Origin of the sequence: Mesorhizobium sp. M1399, from assembly GCF_040317735.1 — a bacterium.
GTDB lineage: Bacteria > Pseudomonadota > Alphaproteobacteria > Rhizobiales > Rhizobiaceae > Mesorhizobium.
Map to the genome: position 1 here is coordinate 110,191 of NZ_JAMYKZ010000002.1, position 22,528 is coordinate 132,718.

26 protein-coding genes and 1 pseudogene are annotated in these 22,528 nt (G+C 63.7%); 19 read left to right on the plus strand and 8 right to left on the minus strand.

The window, feature by feature from the left end; translation table 11 throughout:
- Positions 1-188 precede the first annotated feature (188 nt).
- From NKH05_RS02990 to NKH05_RS03030, 9 genes and pseudogenes are all read left to right on the plus strand, one after another.
- Complete coding sequence (locus NKH05_RS02990) at positions 189-560, plus strand: hypothetical protein (protein ID WP_352481039.1); 372 nt, start codon at positions 189-191, stop codon at positions 558-560.
- A 242-nt stretch (positions 561-802) separates the two neighbouring features.
- Positions 803-1,222 (plus strand): succinate dehydrogenase, cytochrome b556 subunit, encoded by a 420-nt coding sequence (gene sdhC, locus NKH05_RS02995; RefSeq protein WP_352643746.1) that lies wholly within the window; start codon positions 803-805, stop codon positions 1,220-1,222.
- Between the two features lies 1 nt (position 1,223).
- Positions 1,224-1,619, plus strand: coding sequence for a succinate dehydrogenase, hydrophobic membrane anchor protein (gene sdhD / locus NKH05_RS03000; RefSeq protein WP_353025012.1), 396 nt, complete (start codon positions 1,224-1,226; stop codon positions 1,617-1,619).
- 3 nt (positions 1,620-1,622) lie between these two features.
- The gene (sdhA, locus tag NKH05_RS03005) at positions 1,623-3,461 is read left to right on the plus strand and encodes a succinate dehydrogenase flavoprotein subunit (protein WP_352643748.1); all 1,839 of its coding nucleotides are present in this window, start codon (positions 1,623-1,625) and stop codon (positions 3,459-3,461) included.
- A gap of 326 nt (positions 3,462-3,787) precedes the next feature.
- Positions 3,788-4,225, plus strand: a complete 438-nt coding sequence (locus NKH05_RS03010) for a DUF3052 domain-containing protein (protein ID WP_352643749.1) — start codon at positions 3,788-3,790, stop codon at positions 4,223-4,225.
- Positions 4,225-5,004: a succinate dehydrogenase iron-sulfur subunit gene (locus NKH05_RS03015; RefSeq protein ID WP_023722699.1), complete on the plus strand. Its 780-nt coding sequence runs from the start codon at positions 4,225-4,227 to the stop codon at positions 5,002-5,004. Before NKH05_RS03010 ends, NKH05_RS03015 begins: the two co-directional genes overlap by 1 nt.
- 6 nt (positions 5,005-5,010) lie before the next feature.
- Positions 5,011-5,163 carry a DNA polymerase beta superfamily protein gene (locus NKH05_RS03020; RefSeq protein WP_352588046.1) on the plus strand — a complete coding sequence of 51 codons (153 nt, stop codon included), beginning with the start codon at positions 5,011-5,013 and terminating at the stop codon, positions 5,161-5,163.
- A 31-nt stretch (positions 5,164-5,194) separates the two neighbouring features.
- Positions 5,195-5,731 (plus strand): annotated as a pseudogene (locus NKH05_RS03025) (nucleotidyltransferase domain-containing protein); the annotation flags it as partial.
- Positions 5,732-5,819: 88 nt separating this feature from the next.
- Positions 5,820-6,455 carry a YceH family protein gene (locus NKH05_RS03030; protein WP_353025013.1) on the plus strand — a complete coding sequence of 212 codons (636 nt, stop codon included), beginning with the start codon at positions 5,820-5,822 and terminating at the stop codon, positions 6,453-6,455.
- Positions 6,456-6,464: 9 nt separating this feature from the next.
- Here NKH05_RS03030 and NKH05_RS03035 read toward each other — a convergent pair whose 3' ends face one another.
- The 3 genes from NKH05_RS03035 to NKH05_RS03045 form a co-directional block, all read right to left on the minus strand.
- Positions 6,465-6,863, minus strand: a complete 399-nt coding sequence (locus NKH05_RS03035; RefSeq protein WP_352588052.1) for a hypothetical protein — start codon at positions 6,861-6,863, stop codon at positions 6,465-6,467.
- Between the two features lie 151 nt (positions 6,864-7,014).
- Complete coding sequence (locus NKH05_RS03040; protein ID WP_352481033.1) at positions 7,015-7,368, minus strand: hypothetical protein; 354 nt, start codon at positions 7,366-7,368, stop codon at positions 7,015-7,017.
- Positions 7,365-7,535, minus strand: a complete 171-nt coding sequence (locus NKH05_RS03045) for a hypothetical protein (protein WP_352481032.1) — start codon at positions 7,533-7,535, stop codon at positions 7,365-7,367. The genes NKH05_RS03040 and NKH05_RS03045 overlap by 4 nt, the downstream gene beginning before the upstream one ends.
- Before the next feature lie 159 nt (positions 7,536-7,694).
- On the opposite strand from NKH05_RS03045, the gene NKH05_RS03050 reads away from it, so the two are divergent.
- On the plus strand, positions 7,695-8,654 hold the full coding sequence (locus tag NKH05_RS03050) for a helix-turn-helix transcriptional regulator (protein WP_352856373.1): 960 nt from the start codon (positions 7,695-7,697) through the stop codon (positions 8,652-8,654).
- Between the two features lie 299 nt (positions 8,655-8,953).
- Here NKH05_RS03050 and NKH05_RS03055 read toward each other — a convergent pair whose 3' ends face one another.
- Positions 8,954-9,379 (minus strand): OsmC family protein, encoded by a 426-nt coding sequence (locus NKH05_RS03055; protein WP_031195232.1) that lies wholly within the window; start codon positions 9,377-9,379, stop codon positions 8,954-8,956.
- Positions 9,380-9,616: 237 nt separating this feature from the next.
- Here NKH05_RS03055 and NKH05_RS03060 point away from each other — a divergent pair, with 237 nt between their 5' ends.
- The 3 genes from NKH05_RS03060 (at position 9,617) to NKH05_RS03070 (ending at position 10,858) form a co-directional block, all read left to right on the plus strand.
- On the plus strand, positions 9,617-9,853 hold the full coding sequence (locus NKH05_RS03060) for a hypothetical protein (protein ID WP_352481030.1): 237 nt from the start codon (positions 9,617-9,619) through the stop codon (positions 9,851-9,853).
- A 2-nt stretch (positions 9,854-9,855) separates the two neighbouring features.
- Positions 9,856-10,212, plus strand: coding sequence for a YciI family protein (locus NKH05_RS03065; RefSeq protein WP_031195230.1), 357 nt, complete (start codon positions 9,856-9,858; stop codon positions 10,210-10,212).
- Between the two features lie 118 nt (positions 10,213-10,330).
- A complete protein-coding gene (locus NKH05_RS03070; protein WP_353025015.1) occupies positions 10,331-10,858 on the plus strand; it encodes a hypothetical protein in 528 nt (175 codons plus the stop codon).
- Positions 10,859-11,045: 187 nt separating this feature from the next.
- On the opposite strand, the gene NKH05_RS03075 is transcribed toward NKH05_RS03070, so the two are convergent.
- Complete coding sequence (locus tag NKH05_RS03075; protein ID WP_352481120.1) at positions 11,046-12,290, minus strand: ubiquinone biosynthesis hydroxylase; 1,245 nt, start codon at positions 12,288-12,290, stop codon at positions 11,046-11,048.
- A 100-nt stretch (positions 12,291-12,390) separates the two neighbouring features.
- On the opposite strand from NKH05_RS03075, the gene tesB reads away from it, so the two are divergent.
- From tesB to NKH05_RS03090, 3 genes are all read left to right on the plus strand, one after another.
- Positions 12,391-13,266, plus strand: coding sequence for an acyl-CoA thioesterase II (gene tesB, locus NKH05_RS03080; RefSeq protein ID WP_023722686.1), 876 nt, complete (start codon positions 12,391-12,393; stop codon positions 13,264-13,266).
- Positions 13,267-13,485: 219 nt separating this feature from the next.
- Positions 13,486-13,824, plus strand: coding sequence for a P-II family nitrogen regulator (locus NKH05_RS03085; RefSeq protein ID WP_023679755.1), 339 nt, complete (start codon positions 13,486-13,488; stop codon positions 13,822-13,824).
- A gap of 31 nt (positions 13,825-13,855) precedes the next feature.
- Positions 13,856-15,277 carry an ammonium transporter gene (locus NKH05_RS03090; protein WP_352481028.1) on the plus strand — a complete coding sequence of 474 codons (1,422 nt, stop codon included), beginning with the start codon at positions 13,856-13,858 and terminating at the stop codon, positions 15,275-15,277.
- 65 nt (positions 15,278-15,342) lie between these two features.
- Here the strand turns inward: NKH05_RS03090 and NKH05_RS03095 are convergent, their stop codons facing one another.
- A complete protein-coding gene (locus NKH05_RS03095) occupies positions 15,343-15,558 on the minus strand; it encodes a hypothetical protein (RefSeq protein WP_352481027.1) in 216 nt (71 codons plus the stop codon).
- A 136-nt stretch (positions 15,559-15,694) separates the two neighbouring features.
- Between NKH05_RS03095 and NKH05_RS03100 the strand changes: the two genes are divergently transcribed.
- From NKH05_RS03100 to NKH05_RS03110, 3 genes are all read left to right on the plus strand, one after another.
- Positions 15,695-18,355 (plus strand): FtsK/SpoIIIE family DNA translocase, encoded by a 2,661-nt coding sequence (locus NKH05_RS03100; RefSeq protein ID WP_353025017.1) that lies wholly within the window; start codon positions 15,695-15,697, stop codon positions 18,353-18,355.
- A gap of 133 nt (positions 18,356-18,488) precedes the next feature.
- Complete coding sequence (locus tag NKH05_RS03105; RefSeq protein WP_023721397.1) at positions 18,489-19,166, plus strand: outer membrane lipoprotein carrier protein LolA; 678 nt, start codon at positions 18,489-18,491, stop codon at positions 19,164-19,166.
- Positions 19,167-19,550: 384 nt separating this feature from the next.
- Complete coding sequence (locus tag NKH05_RS03110; RefSeq protein ID WP_023721396.1) at positions 19,551-20,357, plus strand: exodeoxyribonuclease III; 807 nt, start codon at positions 19,551-19,553, stop codon at positions 20,355-20,357.
- 20 nt (positions 20,358-20,377) lie between these two features.
- Here NKH05_RS03110 and NKH05_RS03115 read toward each other — a convergent pair whose 3' ends face one another.
- Positions 20,378-21,229: a TIGR01459 family HAD-type hydrolase gene (locus NKH05_RS03115; RefSeq protein WP_023721395.1), complete on the minus strand. Its 852-nt coding sequence runs from the start codon at positions 21,227-21,229 to the stop codon at positions 20,378-20,380.
- On the minus strand, positions 21,226-22,527 hold the full coding sequence (locus tag NKH05_RS03120; RefSeq protein ID WP_352494075.1) for an FGGY-family carbohydrate kinase: 1,302 nt from the start codon (positions 22,525-22,527) through the stop codon (positions 21,226-21,228). Before NKH05_RS03120 ends, NKH05_RS03115 begins: the two co-directional genes overlap by 4 nt.
- Position 22,528 lies beyond the last annotated feature (1 nt).

The following is a 22,528-nucleotide window of genomic DNA, read 5'->3' on the forward strand; positions in this document are numbered from 1 at the left end:
TTTGTTAAGAGGGCAACCGCCGCCGCCGCGAGGTCTCGGAAAACATGGTTAATATTCGAGCGGCCACCGGCCATCATTCGGCCATGCTTGTTCCCACCATCGCCGGCATCGAGCGCGACTCAAAAAGCATGAAATCCGGCGGCTTGCCGGGGCATCGCGGCCGGTTTCGAGGCGCGGGGAAGCAGCATATGAGATTACGCCGCACGTTTCGAATAGCGCTGGCCGTCTCCTCGCTGCTGGCTGCCGCCGCCTGCACGCCGCAGACCAGTGCGCCCAAGCTCGGGAATACAGTGGCCGCTTCTGTCGCGATCACTCCAACCGAATCGACACCGCAGCCGCGCACGGCGACCTACAAATGCGCCGACGGGAGCATGATGACCATCGAGAATCTCGGCACGTCGGTGCGTGTGCTCGGCCCGGACGGCACCAGCTCCGAGCTGCCGGCCTCACCCGCCAATCAGACCAGCCGGTACGGCGAGGCGCATGACGCAATTGTGATCGACGGGCGCGACGCATTGGTGATGAAGGGCGGCGCCTCACCGGTGGCCTGTACACGCTGATCGACCCGGCGCGGCAGCCATATTTTGCAGTGCAGCGACATTGTGCCGGCTCAAGGCCACAGCCCTAATCGATTGAAGCTGAAACCTTCGCTTTCATCAGACTAAATTACGTTTTCAAAACGGTTTTCCGGCTTTGACGCGGTGCAAAAAGAGCATTAGAAACCGGCTGTCCGAAGTCGCAACCGGAAGCGGTAATGCCGCATTTCCACCTGAGGCTCCAGAGACGCCGAACTGGGGGAGCCATGAGCAAATCACCAGCCACCCGCGAATTTACCAGACGTGAACGGCCGCTTTCGCCGCATCTGACCGTCTATCGGCCGCCGATCACCATGACGATGTCGATCGTCCACCGCATCACCGGCGGGGCGCTCTATTTCGGCACGCTGCTGGTCGCGCTGTGGCTGATGGCGGCGGCGAGTTCGGAGGCGACCTTCAATGCCGTCAACTGGGCCTTCGGCTCGTGGCTCGGGCGGCTGGTGCTGTTCGGCTACAGCTGGGCGCTGATGCACCACATGCTGGGCGGCGTGCGCCATCTTATCTGGGACACGGGGGCCGGGCTGGAAAAGCATACGGCCTCGAGGATCGCCTGGGCGACGCTGGCCGGCTCGGTCACGCTGACGCTGCTGATCTGGATCGCCGGCTACATGGCGCGAGGAGCCTGAGATGAGCGGCAAGAACACCGACATGCGCACGCCGCTGGCCAAGGTCCGCGGCCTCGGTTCGGCCCGCGAGGGCACCGGCCATTTCTGGCGCCAGCGGCTGACGGCGATCTCCAACATCCCGCTTGTCCTGTTCTTCGTCGGCTTCCTGATCGCACTCAACGGCGCCAGCTATCTCGAGGTGCGCGCCGCACTTGCCAATCCGTTCGTGGCACTGGTGCTGGCGCTGGTGCTGTTGTCGGTGCTCTACCACATGCGGCTCGGCATGCACGCGATCATCGAAGACTATGTGCATGGCGAGGGCACCAGGTTGGCGCTGCTCGCGCTCAACACATTCTTTCCCGTAGTCGTCGGCGTCGCTTCGGTCTTCGCGCTGCTTAAACTGGCATTTGGAGGCTGATTTTTGGCCAAGGACGCGAAGAACGCCAATACGGCTTCCGCCTATAGCTATGTCGACCACAAATTCGACGTCGTGGTCGTCGGCGCCGGCGGTGCCGGCCTGCGTGCGACGCTCGGCATGGCCGAGCAGGGCCTGCGCACCGCCTGCATCACCAAGGTTTTCCCGACGCGCTCGCACACGGTCGCCGCTCAGGGCGGCATCGCCGCCTCGCTCGCCAATATGGGCCCCGACAACTGGCAGTGGCATCTCTTCGACACGGTCAAGGGCTCGGATTGGCTGGGCGATACCGACGCGCAGGAATACATGGTGCGCGAGGCGCCGGCGGCGGTCTATGAACTCGAGCATTACGGCGTTCCCTTCAGCCGCACCGAGGACGGGAAAATCTACCAGCGGCCGTTCGGCGGCATGATGATGAATTTCGGCGAAGGGCCGCCGGTGCAGCGCACCTGCGCTGCCGCCGACCGCACCGGCCACGCCATGCTGCATACGCTGTACGGTCAGTCGCTGAAGCACAATGCGCAGTTTTTCATCGAGTACTTCGCGCTCGACCTGATCATGGAGCCGGACGGCACCTGCACCGGCGTCGTCGCCTGGAACCTCGACGACGGCACCATCCACCGTTTTTCGGCCAAGATGGTGGTGCTGGCGACCGGCGGCTATGGCCGCGCCTATTTCTCGGCCACCTCGGCGCATACCTGCACCGGCGATGGCGGCGGCATGGCCGCACGCGCCGGCCTGGCGCTGCAGGACATGGAGTTCGTGCAGTTCCACCCGACCGGCATCTACGGCGCCGGCTGCCTGATCACCGAGGGCGCGCGCGGCGAGGGCGGCTATCTCGTCAATTCCGAAGGCGAGCGCTTCATGGAGCGCTACGCACCGTCGGCCAAGGACCTTGCTTCGCGCGACGTGGTCTCGCGCTGCATGACGCTGGAGATCCGCGAAGGCCGTGGTGTCGGCCCGAAGAAGGACCACATCTTCCTGCATCTCGACCATCTCGACCCGGCCGTGCTGCACGAGAGGCTTCCGGGTATTTCGGAATCGGCAAAGATCTTTGCCGGCGTCGACCTGACCAAGGAGCCGATCCCGGTGCTGCCGACCGTCCATTACAATATGGGCGGCGTGCCGACCAATTACTGGGGCGAGGTGCTCAACCCGACCGCCTTGAACCCGGACCAGGTGTTGCCCGGGCTGATGGCCGTCGGCGAGGCCGGCTGCGCCTCGGTGCACGGCGCCAACCGCCTGGGTTCGAATTCGCTGATCGACCTGGTGGTGTTCGGCCGTGCGGCGGCGATCCGGGCCGGCAAGGTGATCGACCGCACATCGGCGATCCCCTCGCCAAACGAGGCCGCCGTCGAAAAGATCATGGACCGCTTCGACCGGCTGCGGCACGCCAACGGCTCGACGCCGACAGCGGTTTTACGCGAAAAGATGCAGAAGGCGATGCAGGAGGACGCTGCGGTGTTCCGCACCCAGGAATCGCTGGAAAGCGGCTGCAGGCGCATTTCGCAGATCTGGGGTGAACTCGGCGACGTCAAGGTGTTCGACCGCTCGATGATCTGGAACTCCGACCTGGTCGAGACGCTGGAGCTGGAAAACCTGATGGCCAACGCTATCACCACCGTCTATGGCGCCGAAGCGCGCAAGGAAAGCCGCGGGGCGCACGCGCGGGAGGACTTTTCGGCCCGCGACGACGCGAACTGGCGCAAGCACACGCTGGCCCGGCTCAACGAGGCCGGCGAGGTGGCGCTCAGCTACCGGCCGGTGCACACCGAGACGCTGCTCAAGGAGGCAGACGGCGGCATCAATCCGGCCAAAATCGCGCCAAAGGCCAGGGTGTATTGAGATGAGGCTGCTGGCGGTCGCGATGCTTTCCATTGCCGTCAGCGGCTGCGCAACGTCGGCTGATACCGTCTATGTTTATGATAACGCTGATAAAATATCAAAGTCAGTGAACGACATCCCGGTTTGGAGGGACGCCTCCAGCGCGCAATCGTCAAACAGGTTTTGGTTCGAGAAAGGCAACGGGCCGGTTAGTTGCGTGGTAGGGGACGGGCATTTGCCAGCCCGGGCCGCGAGAAGGCAAATCGTGGGGAAAGCCGTGGAAGTGCGCGTATACGGCAGTTGTACGGGATTCGTAAATTCCCTTTACGTTCACGCGGAGAAATAGGGTGGCGTTGACGACAACGGGATATTCCGGCACGCCCCTTCCGGCCAAGCTCGGCCTGAAGGACGGGATGATTGCCGCCTTCGTCGCCTTGCCGCCCGAGCTGGACGACCTTGCCGAAGCAGTGGACTTTGCCGAGCTCGACCGGCTGGCCAACTGGTCAGCGATTTCAGGCGTTCATGAGAAATACGATGCCGTGCATGCTTTCGCCCGGCGGCGTGTCGAAATCGAGGACCGTCTTGGCGACGTAGAAGCGGCGATTAAGCGGCACGGCATGGTTTGGGTGTCGTGGCCAAAGAAGGCATCGAAAGTGCCGACCGACGTCACCGAGGACGTTATCCGCCCCGAGGCGCTGAAGCTCGACCTCGTCGACGTCAAGGTCGCCGCCATAAACGGGATCTGGTCCGGGCTGAAGCTCGTCATCCGAAAGGACCTGAGATAATGGTCGAACTCACGCTTCCGAAAAACTCGAAGATCATGGCCGGAAAAACCTGGCCGAAGCCGGAGGGCGCGACCAACCTGCGCGAATACCGCATCTATCGCTGGTCGCCGGACGATGACGAGAACCCGCGCATGGACACGTATTTCGTCGACATGGACGATTGCGGGCCGATGGTGCTCGACGCGCTGCTCTGGATCAAGAACAAGATCGACCCGACGCTGACGCTGCGCCGTTCCTGCCGCGAAGGCATTTGCGGCTCCTGCGCCATGAACATCGACGGGTCGAACACGCTGGCCTGCACCAAGGGCTGCGACGACATTTCCGGCGCGATCAAGGTCTACCCGCTGCCGCACATGCAAGTGGTCAAGGACCTTGTGCCCGACCTCACCAATTTCTACGCCCAGCACGCCTCGATCGAGCCGTGGTTGAAGACGGTGTCGCCCGAGCCGGCCAAGGAATGGCTGCAGAGCCATGAGGACCGCGAAAAGCTCGACGGGCTCTACGAGTGCATATTGTGCGCCTGCTGCTCGACCTCCTGCCCGAGCTACTGGTGGAACGGCGAGCGCTATCTCGGCCCGGCGACGCTGCTGCAGGCCTATCGCTGGCTGATCGATTCCAGGGACGAGGCAACGGGCGAGCGGCTCGACAATCTCGAAGACCCGTTCCGGCTCTATCGCTGTCACACGATCATGAACTGCGCCCAGACCTGCCCCAAGGGGCTCAACCCGGCCAAGGCGATCGCCGAGATCAAGAAGATGATGGTGGAGCGACGGGTTTAGCAGCAGATGAAGCAGCTACCTGCCGATTTTTCATCTGACGCCGTCGCGGCGATCCGGGCGCGACTCGATGTCGTGCGAACGCAAGGCGTGACGATCCTGTTCGCCATCGAAAGCGGCAGCCGCGCCTGGGGGGTTCCCGTCTCCCGACAGCGACTATGACTGCCGTTTCGTCTATGTCAGGCCGGCATCGGATCACCTTGTGTTGGAACAGGCACGCGACGTGATCGAATTTCCCATCGAAGGCGAGATCGATGCCGGCGGCTGGGATCTGCGCAAGGCCTTGCTGCTCGGGCTCGGCGGCAATGCCGTCATCGTCGAATGGGCAAAATCATCAATCGTCTACGAAGAGGTCACGGGATTTCGGCGGCGCCTTCTCGACCTGCTTGCCGAGATCGTCGATCCGGCAAAAGTAGCGCGTCACTATCTCGGCCTGGCGCGTTCACATGTTGCCAAGATCGGCAGCTTTTCCGGCGAGGTGAAGCTGAAGAAGCTGTTCTATCTCATTCGACCACTGGTCGCGTTGGACTGGATGGAGCAGCGCGGCCTCGCCGGTCTACCGCCGATGAACCTTGGCGAGTGCATCGACCAGATCGAGATGCCAGCGCAGGCAAGCGATGAAATCCGCAGCCTGATCGACCGCAAAAGCCAGACGCGGGAAATGGGACCGGTCTCATCCCGACGGCGATCGCGCGCTATCTTGAGGCGCGCTATGGTCACCACGAAATGAACCTTGCCGGCGTGATCCGGGATGAAGCCCGCCAGGCGCGAAACCGTGTCCTTGCAACCGACTTTTACCGCCGGGAGGCTGAACTTCAATGAGCGATGAGCTTCCCATCCTCTCCCCCATCGAGGCGCGTGTGCTCGGCTGCCTGATCGAGAAGAAGGAGCTGACGCCCGACGTCTATCCGCTGACGCTCAATGCGGCACTTGCCGCGGCCAACCAGAAGACGGCGCGCGAGCCGGTAATGTCGGTCGAGCTTGCCGAGGTTAGAAGGGCGCTTGGCCAGCTGGAGCAGAAGGGCCTGGTCAGGCAGGTGTTCGCGTCGCGCGTCGAGCGCTACGAGCATGTCGTGGCGCAGCGCTTTTCCCTGACCTCGGCGCAGATCACGCTGCTCGGCCTGTTGCTGCTGCGCGGCCCGCAGACGGCTTATGAATTGCTGGCACGAAGCGAGCGCATGGCGCGGCTGCCGTCGATCGACGAGCTCCGCGGCAATCTCGATCTGCTGATCGGCCGCAGGCCGCCGCTGGTGCAGCAGATCGACCGCGGCCCGGGCCAGCGCGAGGACCGTTATGTCCAACTGCTCAGCGGGCCGGTGCAGCTGTCGGCTGCCGCGGCGCCCCAGCAATCGCCCTTGCCGGCCTCGAATCTGGAAATGCGCGTGCAGGCCCTCGAGCAGGAGGTCGCGGCATTGCGCGCCCGCCTCGACGCGCTGACCGGCGAGGGGCACTGAATCGCGACCTCATCTCCTGCTGTGGACGCCGCTCGCCTCGCCTCCCGGATCGACCAGCCGCAACTGCCGGCCATTCAACTGCCAGCTCAGCGAGACCGGCTTCAGGTCGCCGGCGCCGAACTTCCAGGTGCCGGTCAGATCGGGCCGGCAGCCATTGACGGATTTGTAGGTTCCGGCCTTAGGCGTGAAGACCAGCGTCGAGCCGTGCACGGTCGTCGTGCCCGTCTTCAGCGTCAGCGACTGGATCTGGCCGCAGCCGTCGACCAGCGAGGATTCGAACAGCGCATATTGCGTGCGCCCGTTGGCGCCGAAGGTGAAGGAGATGCTGCCGCCGCTGCCCGGCGCACAGTGGCCGAGCGTCGTGCAATAATCGCCGCTGGCGACTGCAAAGCCCCATTTGCACCCCATTTGCCGACAAGTGCTGGTGGTATCGAGCCCTGGCGCGAACGGGCTGTCTGCCCCTTGCCTTGGCCGGCGGCATCGGCCGGGCCGACGGCCAGGCAACCGGTCAGGCCCGCCAGTGTGACAAAAACCGCCAGGCGCGCGGGTGAGGAGCCGGTCAGCATCCCTTGCTCGCGATAAGCTTGTGCAGATGGGCAAGCCGCGTGGCTATGACATTGTTGACGATCGCTGTTTTGCCAGGCGGTGCCATGCCGCCATATTTCTTCGGCGAAGGCCCATGGTTCCTGGCCTCCTCGTAGCCGGCGGCCTGTTGCCGCAACTCGGCACAGGACATGCCGGCATATTTCGCCTGCTCCTGCGGGCTGATGACACCCGATTGCGCCATGCCGATGGAGTTTGCCGCCGCCATGCCGCCGAGGCCGACAGCCGCGGAAATCGGATTGAGGCCGACGCAGCCGGAAAGGCCAAGGCACAGCATCGGCGCCGCCAAAAAGGCATATCGCAGGCTCATGGCTGACGCTCCCCGATGCGTGGTGGCAGCTTTAGGTCGCGATCATGGGTGGCGGTTTTTCCGAGCGCAAGCGACAGGAGATAGACGCGCGGATTAAAGCCCGCCGAGGCGAGCGCCGACAGCGTCCTGAACAGTTGCAGGTGATACATCGAACCCCCTGTGGTCATTGCCGATGGATTTCCGGTTTTGGAAACGGGCTGCAAACTACGTCCGATGGAGACAAGCCGGCTTGGACGAGACGGCCCTAAAAACGGCCTAAACGGCCCTGTATTGACGTTTCAGGGGGCTCGGCGCATATCAGCGCGCTCTCGGGCTGGGGGATGCCGATGAATGCGACGACCTCATTCAGGCTGATGACGGACGCGTTTCCGGAGCAGGATCGCGTCGAGGTGATGCGCCAGGTCTACGGCCGCACGGTCCTCAAGGTCGATCTCGATCCGCTCGCACCGACGCATGTCGACATGAAGGTGCGTGCGCTGCCCGGCCTCGGCATTGCCACCGGCACCTCCTCGGAATTCCGGGCGCATCACTCGATGCCGCTGATCGACAGCGACGACCTCATCCTGTTGGCGGCGCTCGATGGCGCGAGCGTCATGAAGCATCGCGGCCGCGAGGAACCGATCGGCAACGGCCGGGCGCTGATGATGAGCGGCGAAGAGGTCGGCCTCAACCTCATCCAGCCCGGCGGCATGCGCTTCGTCAATATGAGCTTCTCGCTGAGGCAGCTTTCGCCGCTGATCGGCGATCCGGCTTCGGTGCTTATGCAGCCGTTGCCGACCACGAGCGGGGCGATGCGGCTGCTGCTCGACTATGTCCAGTCGATCCAGGATGCAGACGATGCGCTGACGCCGGAAACCTGGCAGCTGGCCGCGACTCACATTTTCGACCTTGCCGCGCTTGCCATGGGGGCGACCAGGGATGCCGCCGAAATCGCGCGTGGCCGCGGCGTGCGGGTGGCGCGATTGCGCGCCATCAAGGCCGATATCGTCGCCCATGGCGGGCACGGCGAGCTGTCCGCCGAAGACATCGCCGCCCGCCACCATCTCTGCGCCCGCTATGTGCGAAAGCTGTTCGAGAGCGAAGGCACGTCGCTGTCGGACTTCATGCTGCGCCAGCGGTTAGTGCGCGCGCATCGCATGCTAGCCGATCCTTCTCATGCCGGCCGCAGCATCACTGCAATCGCCTTCGAGGTCGGCTTCAACGACCTTTCCTATTTCAACCGGGCGTTCCGGCGGCGCTATGACGCGACGCCGTCGGACGTGCGCGCTGCGGCCTTAAAGAACTGACATTGGGTCACGCCCGGGCATGATGGGAGCCCGTGGGGCGAGGCCCCCGACCTCTCAAGACTGGGTTCCTCGCCCACCGCGAAGCGGGGTGGCCGCGAAACGGCCGGAGAGGGGGCTTCATAGAGCGCGGTTCCCCTCTCCGTCTCGGCTTCGCCGAGACACCTCTCCCACTGTCGTGGGGCGAGCAACCCAAGCTGGAATAAAGCCGCGATCTTCCCTCTATCCTGCCAGCCCCCCGCAAGGGAGATTGGATGGCCGCTATGCTGTCGCCAATCATCGACCGGCTGTTCGATGCAGACTCACCCGAGCCTGGCGTCGAGCGATACTTTGATGGCGCCGAGCGCTTTCGAGACTGGGCATTCGGCCTTGGCCTTTTCGGCCAGTTCCTTGAACTTGGCGGCATCGATGCCCGGCACCTTGCCGACCAGCGTGATCGCGCTGCCGGTGATGCCGGTGCCGGGGACCAGCGTTACCACGGCCTTGGCGTCGAGCTCGGCAGCCGGAGTGCCGTTCTCGGCGAGGAAATGCGAAAGCTGCATGGCGTAGCAGCCGGCATGGGCGGCGGCGATCAGCTCTTCCGGGTTGGTGCCGGATTTGCCGCTCTCGTCCTCAAAACGCATCTTGGCAGAATAGGGCGTACCTTTCAGCGTCCCGCTCTGGGTTTCGAGCGTGCCTTTGCCTTCCTTGAAAGTGCCTTTCCAAACGGCGTTGGCGGTGCGGTCCATCAATTCCTCCTTGATTGTCGTGATTGAGCCCGTGATCGGCATCCAGTCGACTATAGCGCGCGCTGGAGCGAAGGCCACCCGCGCTTTCGTATCGGCGGCAGCGTGACACATCATGGTCAGGCAAAAAATCGCTCGGGCAAAAAATTCAAAAAAAATACGCGTGCAAAAATGTCGACTTTCCCCTGTCCCGGCCGTCCTGCGGGCGGCCATGGAATTGGTGGCCGGATGGAGGACCACATGAACAATCTATTTTCTGCTCACTGGACAAACACCAGCCACAGGGCCGGTGAACAACAAGCCGACTGGTCGCGCGTGCCGCCTTCCGGCTTCGGCCGGCTGCTTGCGGCGATTGCCATTATCGGGATTGCGGTGTCCTTTCTGGATTATGCAGCGGGGCTCGATCATACAGCGGGCAAAGGCGCGGCCGAGATTTCCCTAGCCTCGGCTGCCGCTTCAACCCAGGAATGGAGGTAAAGATGAAATACGTTTGCCTGGTCTACGGTGAAGAAAAAGATCTCTACGCAATGACGCCTGCGAGGCTGGCCAAGCTCGACGCCGATTCGCTGGCCTATGACAGGTCGGTGGCACAAAGCGGCCGGCTGATCATCGCGCAGGCGCTGCAATCGGTGCAGACGTCGAAAACCGTGCGCCGGCGCAAAGGCAAGCGGCTGGTCACGGACGGCCCCTTCGCCGAGACCAAGGAGCAGTTGCTCGGTTTCGTCATGATCGAGGCCGGGGACGTCGACGAGGCGCTGGAGATCGCCGGCGGCATTCCGCTGGCAGAAATCGGCACGATCGAGGTGCGGGCGATCTACAATGTGCCGGGGTCGTAGAGATGTCGGCGGCCGGCGACTGGCGCAGGCTTTTGTTTTCTTCGATTGACGCAACTTTTGCGTGTTGAAGCGAAGCAACACTTCTCTTATCGTCGCCCGAGATTGGGGGATCTTGGGCATGCATATATTGATTGCTGCAATCGGCCTGCTGGGGGCAGCGGCGTTCTGGTGGTACCGGCTGAAGACCATGAACGACGCGGCGCGTGAGGTTGCCGACGTCGTTGGCCGCGTCCAGGGCAATGTCCGCCGCAAGAAACTGCGCAAGCAGGCGGCGCTCTCGCCGTTGACGGCGATCGTCGATCCGGTCGTGGCGGCGGCGACGCTGATCACCGCCATCGTTTCCGAACATGGTCCGGTGCTGCCGCAACGCGAAGCTGCCATTCGATCGGTGATCTCGGAGATTGCCGACAAAAAGCAGACCGATGAAGCGGTGATCTATGCCAAATGGGCGGCATCGCAAATCGACGACGCCACGGTCGTCATCGACAAGCTGGCACCGTTCCTGCGCGAACGCCTCGACGCGGCTGAAAGGAACGATCTGCTGCAGATGGTCAGCCGTGTCACGGAAGTCGGCGTGCAAAGCCAGCAGATTTCCGACCAGCGCATGCTCCGGCTGCGCCAGAAGCTGGGCTTTGAAGTCAATTAGGGTGTGCTGATATTCAGGTGATGCCGGCCTGCAAAGGGTGGCTTCCTGCGCTTCCTATTCTCACGTACCCAAACGCACGCTCCGCTCTGGTTCTCGGAAGCCACTGTTGGTCGCTTCGCGCCCCGTCTTCGACTCCGGCTCGGCCTGACCTGAATCTCAACACATCCTGGCATGTCTGTGAGATGGATCAGATCGCCTCGCCCTTCAACAGCTTCGGCGTGTCGCCGGACAGACCCGACGCCTGGCGGATGAAGAACCCCTTCAGCCGCGGCATGCGTTCGACAAGGCCAAGACCGACGTCGCGCAACGTACGCAGCGGGCCGAAATCGTTGGAAAACAGCCGGTTCAGCACATCGGTGGTGATGCCCATCTGCACCGTGTCGAAGCGCCGCCATTGCTGGTAGCGCTCAAGCACGTCGAGCGCGCCGATGTCCTGGCCGAGCCGGTCGGCCTCGACCACCACCTCAGCAAGTGCCGCCACGTCCTTGAAGCCCAGATTGAGGCCCTGGCCGGCGATCGGGTGGATGCCGTGGGCGGCGTCGCCGGCCAAGGCGATGCGCGGCGCGACGAAGGCGCGCGCAATGGTCAGCCCGAGCGGCCAGGCGCGGGGCTTGTCGGCGATATGGATTTCGCCGAGCTTGAGGCCAAAGCGATGCTCGAGCTCATACTCCAGGACCAGGGTGTCGCCCGCGACCAGCTTTTCGGCATCCTGCGACCGTTCGACCCAGACGATCGACGAACGGTTGGTGCCGTCCTTGCCCGGCTTGAGTGGCAGCGTGGCAAAGGGGCCGGCCGGAAGGAAATGCTCTTCGGCGCGGCCGTTGTGCGGCCGCTCATGCGCCACCGTGCAGACGATGCCGGACTGGCCATACTCCCATTTCACCGTTTTGATGCCGGCCATGTCGCGCAGCTTCGAGTTGACGCCGTCGGCGGCGACCAGCAGCCGCGCCTTAAGCGTCGCGCCATCGGCAAGATGCACGGTGATGCCGGCGCCGTTGGTATCGAAGGCGCTGACGGCGACGCCCTCGATGATGCCGATGCCGAGCTGTTCGGCGCGCCGGCGCAAGGCGCCGTTCAAATCCTTGTTGGCGACCATATGCGCAAAGGGTTCGCCGGGCGCGACCTCGCCGTCGAAGGTGAGGAACACCGGACGGACCGGATCCGTTGTGCGCGAATCGGTGACGATCATTTCGGTGATCGCCTGCGCCTCCGGCGCGATCTCGTTCCAGACGCCGAGCTGGTCGAGCATGCGGCACGCGGCGGCTGCAATCGCCGAGGCGCGGCCGTCCTTCTGCCAGACGCCGGCGGGTGCTGCGTCGACGACGGCAACGGCGAGGCTCGGCCGCGCCTGCTTCAGCGACACGGCGGCGGCCAGGCCGATATAGCCGGCGCCGGCGACCAGAACGTCGAGCGAATTTTTGCTGTCCACCATGGCAATTCCTTTCGCAGCCTGACTGTCGCCGGGCATTCCGCCCTTGACTGCCCGCTGTTCCTGTCGGAAACCGCCATGGTAATTTTGCGGCGAGGTCAAGATGACGGCAGCCATGGACGAGCTTCTCGGCATTCTCGACCTCGAGCAGCTGGAACACAACCTGTATCGCGGTCGCAGCCCCAAGCTCGACTGGCAGCGCATCTTCGGCGGCCAGACCATCGCCCAGGCGCTTGTCGCCGCGCAGCGAACGGTCGAGGCCGAGCGCCATGTGCACTCGCTGCATGGCTATTTCATGCGACCGGGCGACACCAAGGTGCCGATCATCTACGAGGTCGACCGCATCCGTGACGGCGGCTCCTTCACCACGCGCCGCGTCGTCGCGATCCAGCACGGCCAGGCGATCTTTTCGCTGGAAGCCTCATTCCAGCAGGATGAGGTCGGCCTGGAACATCAGGTGCCGATGCCGCAGGACGTGCCGGCGCCCGACACATTGCTGTCGCAGCGCGAATTGCTGGGCAAGTTCGGCGAAGCCGTGCCCGATGGCATCAAGCGCTATTGGGAGCGCGACCGGCCGATCGAGATGAAGCCGGTGATGCTGAAGCATTACACCAGCCGGGAAAAGCTCGAGCCGAAGCAGAACATCTGGATCCGCACCACCGGCCCGGTGCCGGCCGACCGCGCCACGCAGGCGGCCGTGCTCGCTTACCTCTCCGACATGACGCTGCTCGACACCTCGACCTTTGCCCATGGCCGCGCCATTTTCGATCGCGACATCCAGGCAGCGAGCCTCGACCACGCCATGTGGTTCCATCGCAGCCATCCGCTCGACGACTGGATGCTGTACACGCAGGACAGCCCGTCAACGCAAGGATCGCGTGGCTTTACCCGCGGCTCGCTGTTTGCCCGCGACGGCACGTTGATCGCCTCGGTTGCCCAAGAAGGACTCATCCGGCTGAAGCGGCCGCCTGCGGAGTAGGCATTTTTTTAAATTTGCCTATTTTTTAATCAGTTGCATTGCCGCGACTGTGAACAGGCAGCCGACAAACCTTCCCGATTTCCTTGTTTAACAACAGCTTAACACCCTGCTTCGGCAATTGGCACGGAGCTTGAATCCTAGCGGGCACTCTCCGGCTCTCATGGGGATCGGCGAAGTCGTGCAAACGCGGGGACCCGCAACAGCAAAGGGTGAAACCTTATGAAGATCGTGATGGCAATCATAAAGCCGTTCAAGCTCGACGAGGTGCGCGAGGCGCTCACCGCAGTCGGCATCCAAGGCCTGACCGTCACCGAAGTAAAAGGCTACGGACGTCAGAAGGGGCACACGGAAATCTATCGCGGAGCGGAATACGCGGTCAGCTTCCTGCCGAAGATCAAGATCGAAGTCGCGGTCGCCGTCGACATGGTCGACAAGGCCGTCGAAGCCATCACCGCGGCGGCCAAGACCGGCCAGATCGGCGACGGCAAGATCTTCGTTTTCGGCATCGACCAGGCGGTGCGCATTCGCACCGGCGAAACAGACACCGACGCGCTTTGAGCCGCGGACACGTATTCCAATGGAGAGTTCAATGAATATTCCTTCCACCTTGAAGATAACGGGACGCGCGGCCGTTTTGGGTTCGCTCGCTCTCGCTGCACTGGGCACGGTTGCTGCGTTCGCTCAGGAAGCGGCTCCGGCAGCACCGGCAGCGGCGCCGGCATTCACCGTCGACAAGGGCGACACGACGTGGATGATGATCTCCACCATTCTGGTGCTGCTGATGACCATTCCCGGCCTTGCCCTTTTCTACGGTGGCCTGGTTCGCGCCAAGAATATGCTGTCGGTGCTGATGCAGGTCTTCACCATCACCAGCGTGGTCATGATCGTCTGGGTTTTCTACGGCTACAGCCTGGCCTTCACCCCCGGCAACGCCTTCGTCGGTGGCCTTTCCAAGATGTTTCTGGCCGGCGTCGACGTGACGACGGTGTCCGAAACCTTCACCAAGGGCGTGGCCATTCCCGAACTGGTGTTCGTCCTCTTCCAGATGACCTTCGCCTGCATCACGCCTGCCCTGATCGTCGGCGCCTTCGCCGAACGCATCAAGTTCTCCGCCGTGATCCTTTTCACCATCCTCTGGGTCACCTTCGTATACTTCCCGATCGCTCACATGGTGTGGTTCTGGGGCGGCCCGAGCGCTTATAGCGATCCGTCGGGTCTCATCTTCGGCTTCGGCGCCATCGACTTCGCCGGCGGCACCGTCGTTCACATCAATGCGGGCATTGCCGGCCTTGTCGGCGCGCTGATGATCGGCAAGCGTATCGGCTACCAGAAGGACGTCATGGCGCCGCACTCGATGACGCTGACCATGGTCGGCGCCTCGCTGCTGTGGGTCGGCTGGTTCGGCTTCAATGCCGGTTCGAACCTGGAAGCGAACGCCTATGCCGTGCTGGCCATGGTCAATACGTTTGTCGCCACGGCGGCGGCGGCAGTGACCTGGATCGTGCTTGAAACGCTGCTGCGCGGCAAAGCATCCATGCTTGGCGCCGTTTCGGGTGCTGTCACCGGCCTCGTCGCCGTGACACCTGCCGCCGGCTTTGCCGGACCGATGGGCGCCATCGTGCTCGGTCTCGTCGCCACTTGCGTCTGCTACTTCTTCGTCTCGGTGGTGAAGAACAAGTTCGGCTACGACGACAGCCTCGATGTTTTCGGCATCCACTGCATCGGCGGCATCATCGGCGCGCTCGGCACCGGTATCCTGGTCAATCCCGCTCTCGGCGGCGCCGGCATCGTCGATTACTCGACAGCCGACTTCGCCGCCGGCTACGCCGGCACGGCCACCCAGCTGATGTCGCAGTTCAAGGGTGTGCTGGTGACAATCCTGTGGTCGGGTATCGGCAGCGCGATCCTCTACAAGATCGTCGACCTGATCGTCGGCCTGCGTCCGACAGCCGATGCAGAGCGCGAGGGGCTCGATCTCACCTCGCACGGCGAAGTGGCCTATCACCCGTAAGCTCGTCCGGGGCGGCCTCGGCCGCCTCGCGACGTCCCATCCCGTCGTGATGCTCCCGCAAGGGCTCACGCCTTGAGGCCCGGAAATCTTCCGGGCCTCTTTTTGTGCGCGGATGGCCGTGACGGCTCGATCACGATCGCTTGATCAAGGTGCTCGATCCGCCGGCGGCGATGAAACATCTGCCGCAGCGGCTCCAGCGTGCCCGCCATTTTCGCCGAGTCAGCGTGGTTGCCAATGCCTGTCGCAGGATCACCGCCGCGTTTGAACAGGAAGTCAGGCATGACATCCTGCGCCCGTTCCGCAGACGCAGGCTGCCCATGGTTAATGCGCCCTTAACCTTCCCGCCGCTAGTCTGACAGCCGAATCTGCCGTGTTGCGCGTCCGCGCCCGGCCGGGCAACGACAGACGAGGAAGAGCATGCGTTCAGGGGCTTCAGCACCGCTTGCGCTGGCCGATACGGGGCACGGCATCCGGGCGTTCGCGAGGCGCCAGGTCGGGCGGCTGGTCGGTGCCGGGCTGTTTGCTCTGGTTGGCTTCGGCGTCGCCGCCCTTGCCACCTGGAACGTCGCCGATCCGAGCTTCTCGCACGCCACCGATAATATCGTCACCAATGCAATGGGTTATGCCGGCGCCGTCTTTTCCGACATTGCCATGCAGTTCTTCGGACTCGCCGCCGTTGCGGCGCTGGTGCCGGCGGTGATCTGGGGATTTCTGCTGTTTACCGCGCGCGGCGTCGACCGGCTGCCGAAACGGGTGCTGGCCTGGTTCGGGTTTTCGCTGCTTGGCGCGGCAATTGCCGGCTGCGTGATGCCGCCCAAGACCTGGCCGCTGCCGACCGGCCTCGGCGGCGTCTTTGGCGACATGGTGCTCAACATTCCCGGCCTGGTCATCGGCGGCTATCCGACCGGCCTCGTCGCCAGCGTGCTTGCCGTGCTCCTTGCAGCACCGGCGCTGGGGCTGTTTCTGTATGGTTCGGCGCTGATTTCACGCAAGAACGGCTTTGCCGTGCTTGATCAGCCCACTGCTGCCGATCCGCAGGACGACCTGCTTTTCGACAATGAAGAGGACGAGGGCGACGAAGGCATATTGGCGCTTGGCGCCATCACCCATTGGTGGCTGTCGCTGCGGGCCTATCTGCGTCGCCGCGCCGCGCGCCGGCGCGAGCGCGACGATTTCGAGCCGGAGATGGAGCCGCGGGCCAGCGCCTGGCGGCGGGCGGCAGAACGGGTCGAATCGGCCGAGTTCGCCGAGGCGCGGATGAGCCCGGGCGGGCGCGCCCGCGTCGAGCCGGAATTCTTCGCCGCCATGGTCAACGACCGCAGTGCCTCGATCGACCCCGACGATGCCGATGTCTTCGATAACGACGACAATGACGACGACATGGATTTCGCGCCCGAGCCGGCCGGCCAACGCCGCGCCGCGCCGACGGCGAAGGTGCAGAACTTCCGTTCCGATGCGGCGACACGCGTCGAGGCGCCGGCGCCGCGGCCGGCACCCGGCGCCCGGGTCCAGCGCGAGGCGCAGACCTCGCTGATCGGCTCGGAAAAATTCGAGATGCCGTCACTGCATTTCCTGTCGGAACCGAAGAACGTGGTGCGCGACGCCAGCCTGTCGAAGGACGCGCTGGAGCAGAACGCCCGCCTGCTCGAGGGCGTGCTGGAGGATTTCGGCGTCAAGGGCGAAATCATCCATGTGCGCCCGGGTCCGGTCGTCACGCTTTACGAGCTGGAACCCGCGCCCGGCATCAAATCGTCGCGGGTGATCGGCCTGTCCGACGACATCGCCCGCTCGATGAGCGCCATCGCCTGCCGTGTCGCCGTGGTGCCTGGCCGCAACGCCATCGGCATCGAATTGCCGAACGCCAGGCGCGAGACCGTCTATTTGCGCGAGATCATGGCCAGCCGCGATTTCGAGACCACCAAGGCCAAGCTGGCGCTGGCGCTGGGCAAGACCATCAATGGCGAGGCGGTCATCGTCGACATCGCCAAGATGCCGCACGTGCTGGTCGCCGGCACCACCGGCTCGGGCAAGTCCGTCGCCATCAACACCATGATCCTGTCGCTGCTCTATCGGCTGACGCCGCAGGACTGCCGGCTGATCATGATCGATCCGAAAATGCTGGAACTCTCGGTCTATGACGGCATCCCGCATCTTCTGACGCCGGTGGTCACCGATCCGAAGAAGGCGGTGGTGGCGCTGAAATGGACCGTGCGAGAGATGGAGGACCGCTACCGCAAAATGTCGAAGGTCGGCGTCCGCAACATCGACGGTTTCAACGCGCGCGTGCAGCAGGCCGAGAAAAAAGGCGAAAGAATCTCGCGCACCGTGCAGACCGGCTTCGACCGCCAGACCGGTGAAGCGATCTACGAGACGGAGAACCTCGACCTCGAGCCGATGCCCTACATCGTCGTCATCATCGACGAGATGGCCGATCTGATGATGGTCGCCGGCAAGGACATCGAAGGCGCAGTGCAGCGCCTGGCGCAGATGGCGCGCGCCGCCGGCATCCATGTCATCATGGCAACGCAGCGGCCGTCGGTCGACGTCATCACCGGCACCATCAAGGCCAACTTCCCGACCCGCATCTCCTTCCAGGTGACATCGAAGATCGACAGCCGCACCATCCTGGGCGAGCAGGGCGCCGAACAGCTGCTCGGCATGGGCGATATGCTCTACATGGCCGGCGGCGGCCGCATCCAGCGCGTGCACGGTCCCTTCGTTTCCGACGACGAGGTGGAGAGGATCGTCGCGCATCTGAAATTGCAAGGCGTGCCGGAATATCTCGACGCCATCACCGAGGATGACGACAAGGATGATGATGAGCCGTCGGGCAAAGGCAGTGGCAGCAGCGGCGACGGCGGCAATTTCGAGGATTCCGACGATCCCTACGACCAGGCGGTCGCGGTGGTGCTGCGCGACGGCAAGGCCTCGACCAGCTACATCCAGCGCCGGCTCGGCATCGGCTACAACCGCGCCGCCTCGATCATCGAGAAGATGGAGAAGGAAGGCATTGTCGGCCCGGCCAACCATGCCGGAAAACGCGAAATCCTGGTGCCGACGGAGGACGACAAGTTCTAGAGCGCATCCGCGCCGGCAACTTTGAACCTCTCGGCGCGTTGCAACGGATGAGCGCTGCGCGCCCGCCAAACTTAAGCCCAACTGGGGGGCCAGACCAATATAACGAGCAAGCAATCAGATGATGGTGACCGGCATGAAAAACGCATCTTTCGCCCCGAGCAGGGATTTCGCCCCAACCCGCCGACAGGTGCTCGGTCTGGTCCTGGCCGGTGCCGCGGCCGTCAACGTCGTGCCCGGCTTCCAGCTGCTGGCGTCGGCGCAAGCAGCGGTTCCGGCGACGGCGCAGAAGATCGCCGATCATTTCTCCTCGGTCAAATCGATGAGCGGCGAGTTCGTGCAGTTCGGGCCAAAGGGCGAGCAGACCGGCGGCAAGTTCTTTCTGGAACGGCCGGGCAAGATCCGCTTCAACTATGACGGCGCCTCGAATTTCAGGGTGATTTCCGACGGCAAGTCGGTGGTCATCCTCAACAAGAAGCTGCGGACCTCCGACCTCTACCCGCTGTCGAAGACACCGCTGAAGCTGCTGCTCGACGACAAGATCGATCTGTCGGGCGGACGCGTCAGAAGCGTTAAGGAAGAAAACGATCTCACCACCATCCAGCTTGCCGACAAATCGGTGTTCGGCAATTCGAAGATCACCATGATGTTCGATCCGAAATCCTATGAATTGCGGCAGTGGACCATCACCGATGCGCAAGGCAAGGACACGACGGTGATGATCTTCAACACCAAGGAGGGCGTCAGTTTCGCGCCCGACACCTTTGCCATCGACTATACGGCCAACCGGGAACTGAACACCAAGTCGCGCTAAGGTGTGTCGATATTCAGGTGATGCCGGCCTGCAACGGCGGTTTCCTGCGCTTCCGGCCTTCGCCGGCCAAAGCACTCATGAGCGGTCGTGGCAGTTAAGGCTACGGCCGGCGTAGGCCGGTGCTCACGTACCCAAAAGTACGCTCCGCTCCGGTTCTCGGAATCCACCATTCTGGTCGCTTCGCGCCCGTCTTCGACTCCGACTCGGCCTGACCTGAATCTCAGCACACCTTGGGCTTGGTTCCTGTATTGATATTTCTGGAAAGTCATGGGCCGCGCCCCCAAGGCGCGGCCGGCTTGTTTTTGCGGTGCGCGGCTGGCAGTAGTTTCCGCGATTGACTTCCGTCGGGCCATCCGGCGGATCTTGCGTTGTCCGGAACCCCACATGCCGTTTTCCGTCGCTACCTGGAACATCAACTCCGTCCGGCTGCGCATGCCGATCGTCGAGCGTCTGCTGGTCGAGCAGGCGCCGGACGTGCTCTGCCTGCAGGAAACCAAGGTTCCTGACGAATTGTTTCCGGAGAAGGCGTTCCGCAAGCTTGGCTACGAGCACATCGCCTTCCATGGCCAGAAGGGCTACCACGGCGTTGCGACGGTGGCACGGCGGCCGATCGAGGTGGTCGAAAAGCGCCGCTTCTGCGAGATCGACGACAGCCGGCATCTGTCGGTCACCGTCAAGGCTGGCGGCAAGGCGATCCTGCTGCACAATTTCTACGTGCCGGCCGGCGGCGACGAGCCCGACCCGGCCGTCAACCGGAAGTTCAAGCACAAGCTCGATTTTGTTGCCGAGATGAACGCCGTCCGCGCCGAGCATGACGAGGTTTCCGGCTCGATCCTGGTCGGCGATCTTAACATCGCGCCGCTCGAGCACGATGTCTGGTCGCACAAGCAGCTGCTCAACGTCGTCAGCCATACGCCGGTCGAGACGGAAAATTTCGAAGCGATGCGGCTCGCCGGCGACTGGGTCGACCTGATGCGGCTCAATGTGCCCTACGAGGAGAAGCTCTACACCTGGTGGAGCTATCGTGCACAGGATTGGCAGGCGTCAAATCGCGGCCGCCGCCTCGACCATATCTGGTCGTCGCCAAACCTGGTGCCGCAGTTTGCCGGCTATGAAATCCTGCGGCCGGCGCGCGGCTGGGAGCGGCCCTCCGACCATGTGCCGGTGATCGGGCGTTTCAACCTCGATTAGCTTTGTCTCGCATTAACAATTCAGCGAAACCTGAAGCTATCCGCGATGTAGTCGGGGCGGGCGTTCAGCGTGGCGAAAACAGTCTCCAGATCAGGTGTCTCCGCCAATATGCCGGACAGGACCAGCGTCGTCGCGACGCCGACGCCGTTGCCGCCGGCGATGTCGTGCTCGACGCTGTCGCCGACGCAGACCGCGTTGCCGCGCTCCGGGTTGCCCGCCAGCGCCAGCGCTGCCTCGAATATCTGCGGATAGGGCTTGCCGATGCGGGTGACGCTGCCGCCGAGGTTCTCATAGAGATCGGCCAGCCGGCCAGCGCCGAAGCAAGGCCCGACGGCAGTCAGCATGATCTTGTCGGGGTTGGTGCAGAAGCACGGCACCTGGCGCTTCGCCGCCGGACCGAGAAGCCGGCGATAATGGTCGAGGTCGTAGCGATCGCCCTCGCTGGCGGAAATCAGTACCAGTTCTGCATCGTCGCCGTCCTTGGCCAGGACGAAGGGCAGGCCGTCGACAGCCGAACGGTCATTATCGCGGCTGATCAGCAGGCATTTTGTCTGCGGGCGCAGGGTCCCCGATGCCGCCATTTCGTGGAAGGAGCGCCACGCCACCTCGCCGGAGGAGACAAAATGGTCCCAGCTTCCCGGTGCGAAGCCGAGCTTCAGCAGGCGGCGCTCATTGGGTTGCGCCCGCTTGCCGGAATTCGAGATCAGCACGATGGTCTTGCCGGCGCGCTTGAGTGCCGACAAGGCTTCGATAGCGCCTGGATAGGCGCTGGTGCCGTCGTGCAGCACACCAAATTGGTCGAGCAGGAACACCTGATAGCGCTCGGCCAGCGCGGCGATGCCGTCGAGGTGCTGAATTATCTTGGCCGTCATAAAAGCCCCGCTGCGCCTGCGCCCATCAGCGCCAGCCGCGCCGTGCCGGCGGCGGCCTCCTCCGAAAGAGCCGGCACGAGAGCGACGCCAAGCTTGCGCTGCCGGATCGCCGTCCAGGCCGGATTGGCCGCACCGCCGCCGACGCTCCTGACCGATGTAAGCCGGGGTGCGCCGAGTTCGGCAAGCCGGCGATAGCCGAGCGCTTCGATCGCCGCAATACCCTCGAACATCGCTTTCAGATAATCGGCGTCGTCGGCGGGCCGCGGCTCGAGGCGGGGCGGCAGCGCCGGATCGGCTATGGGGAAGCGTTCGCCCGGCGCCGGCAGCGGGTAATAATCGAGGCCGGTCTCTGTCGCCGGGTCGATCTTTTTGCTGAGTTCGACAATGCGGGCGACGGGGAAATGCTGGGCCAGCACCTTGCCGCCGGAGTTCGAGGCACCGCCCGCCAGGTAGGTGTTTCCCAGCCTATGGCTGTAGATGCCGAATTGCGGCGCCGAGATCGGCCGGTCGGAGAGGATCTTGATGGTCAGCGATGAGCCGAGCGCGGTGACGCCGGCGCCCGCGGCAGTCGCACCGGTCGCCAGGAACGACGCGCATCCATCGGTGGTGCCGGCGACGACAACCACGTCGCGCGGCAGGCCGAACATTTTCGCAACGCTGGCGGTGAGCGTGCCCGTGACATCGCCCGGCCGCACGATTCGGGGCAGGAATTCCATGCGCATGCCGGTCGCCGCGATCCAGTCCGGCCAGCGCCGGGCCTCGACGTCGTAGCCGGTTTTCAGCGCGTTGTTCTCGTCACTGACATCGAAGCGGCCGGAAAACTGTCCGGCGATCCAGTCGGCCTGGTGCAGCACAGTGGCGACGCCGGGCAGGTGCTGGAAAGACAGCGCCTTGGCGAGACCGGACGTCGCCCCAAGTGCAGCGCTCGTTGCCGGTGCCGCGCCGGCTATTGCAGTCAGAATAATGTCGTCGGCGACCTTGTCGTTGTACATCAGCGGTTCGGCCAGCGGCCGCCCGGAGCCGTCGACCGGCAGCAGCGTGCCCGACGTACCGTCGACGGCGATCGAGAGCACTGCCGCGCGATCGATACATTTGAGCACTTCCGCCAACGTCGCGCCGACCGCCTCCCACCATACGGCGGGGTCGCGGCCGTTCAGCCCAAATCGCTCAAGGGCAATTGCGGAATGCGCGGCGATGGAAAAGTCCGGGCGCATTGCGACGGCGCGCGCGCCGGATGTGCCGATGTCGATGCCGATGGCAAGCGGGCCAGTTGATAGCGGACTTGACGAACGCGGCATG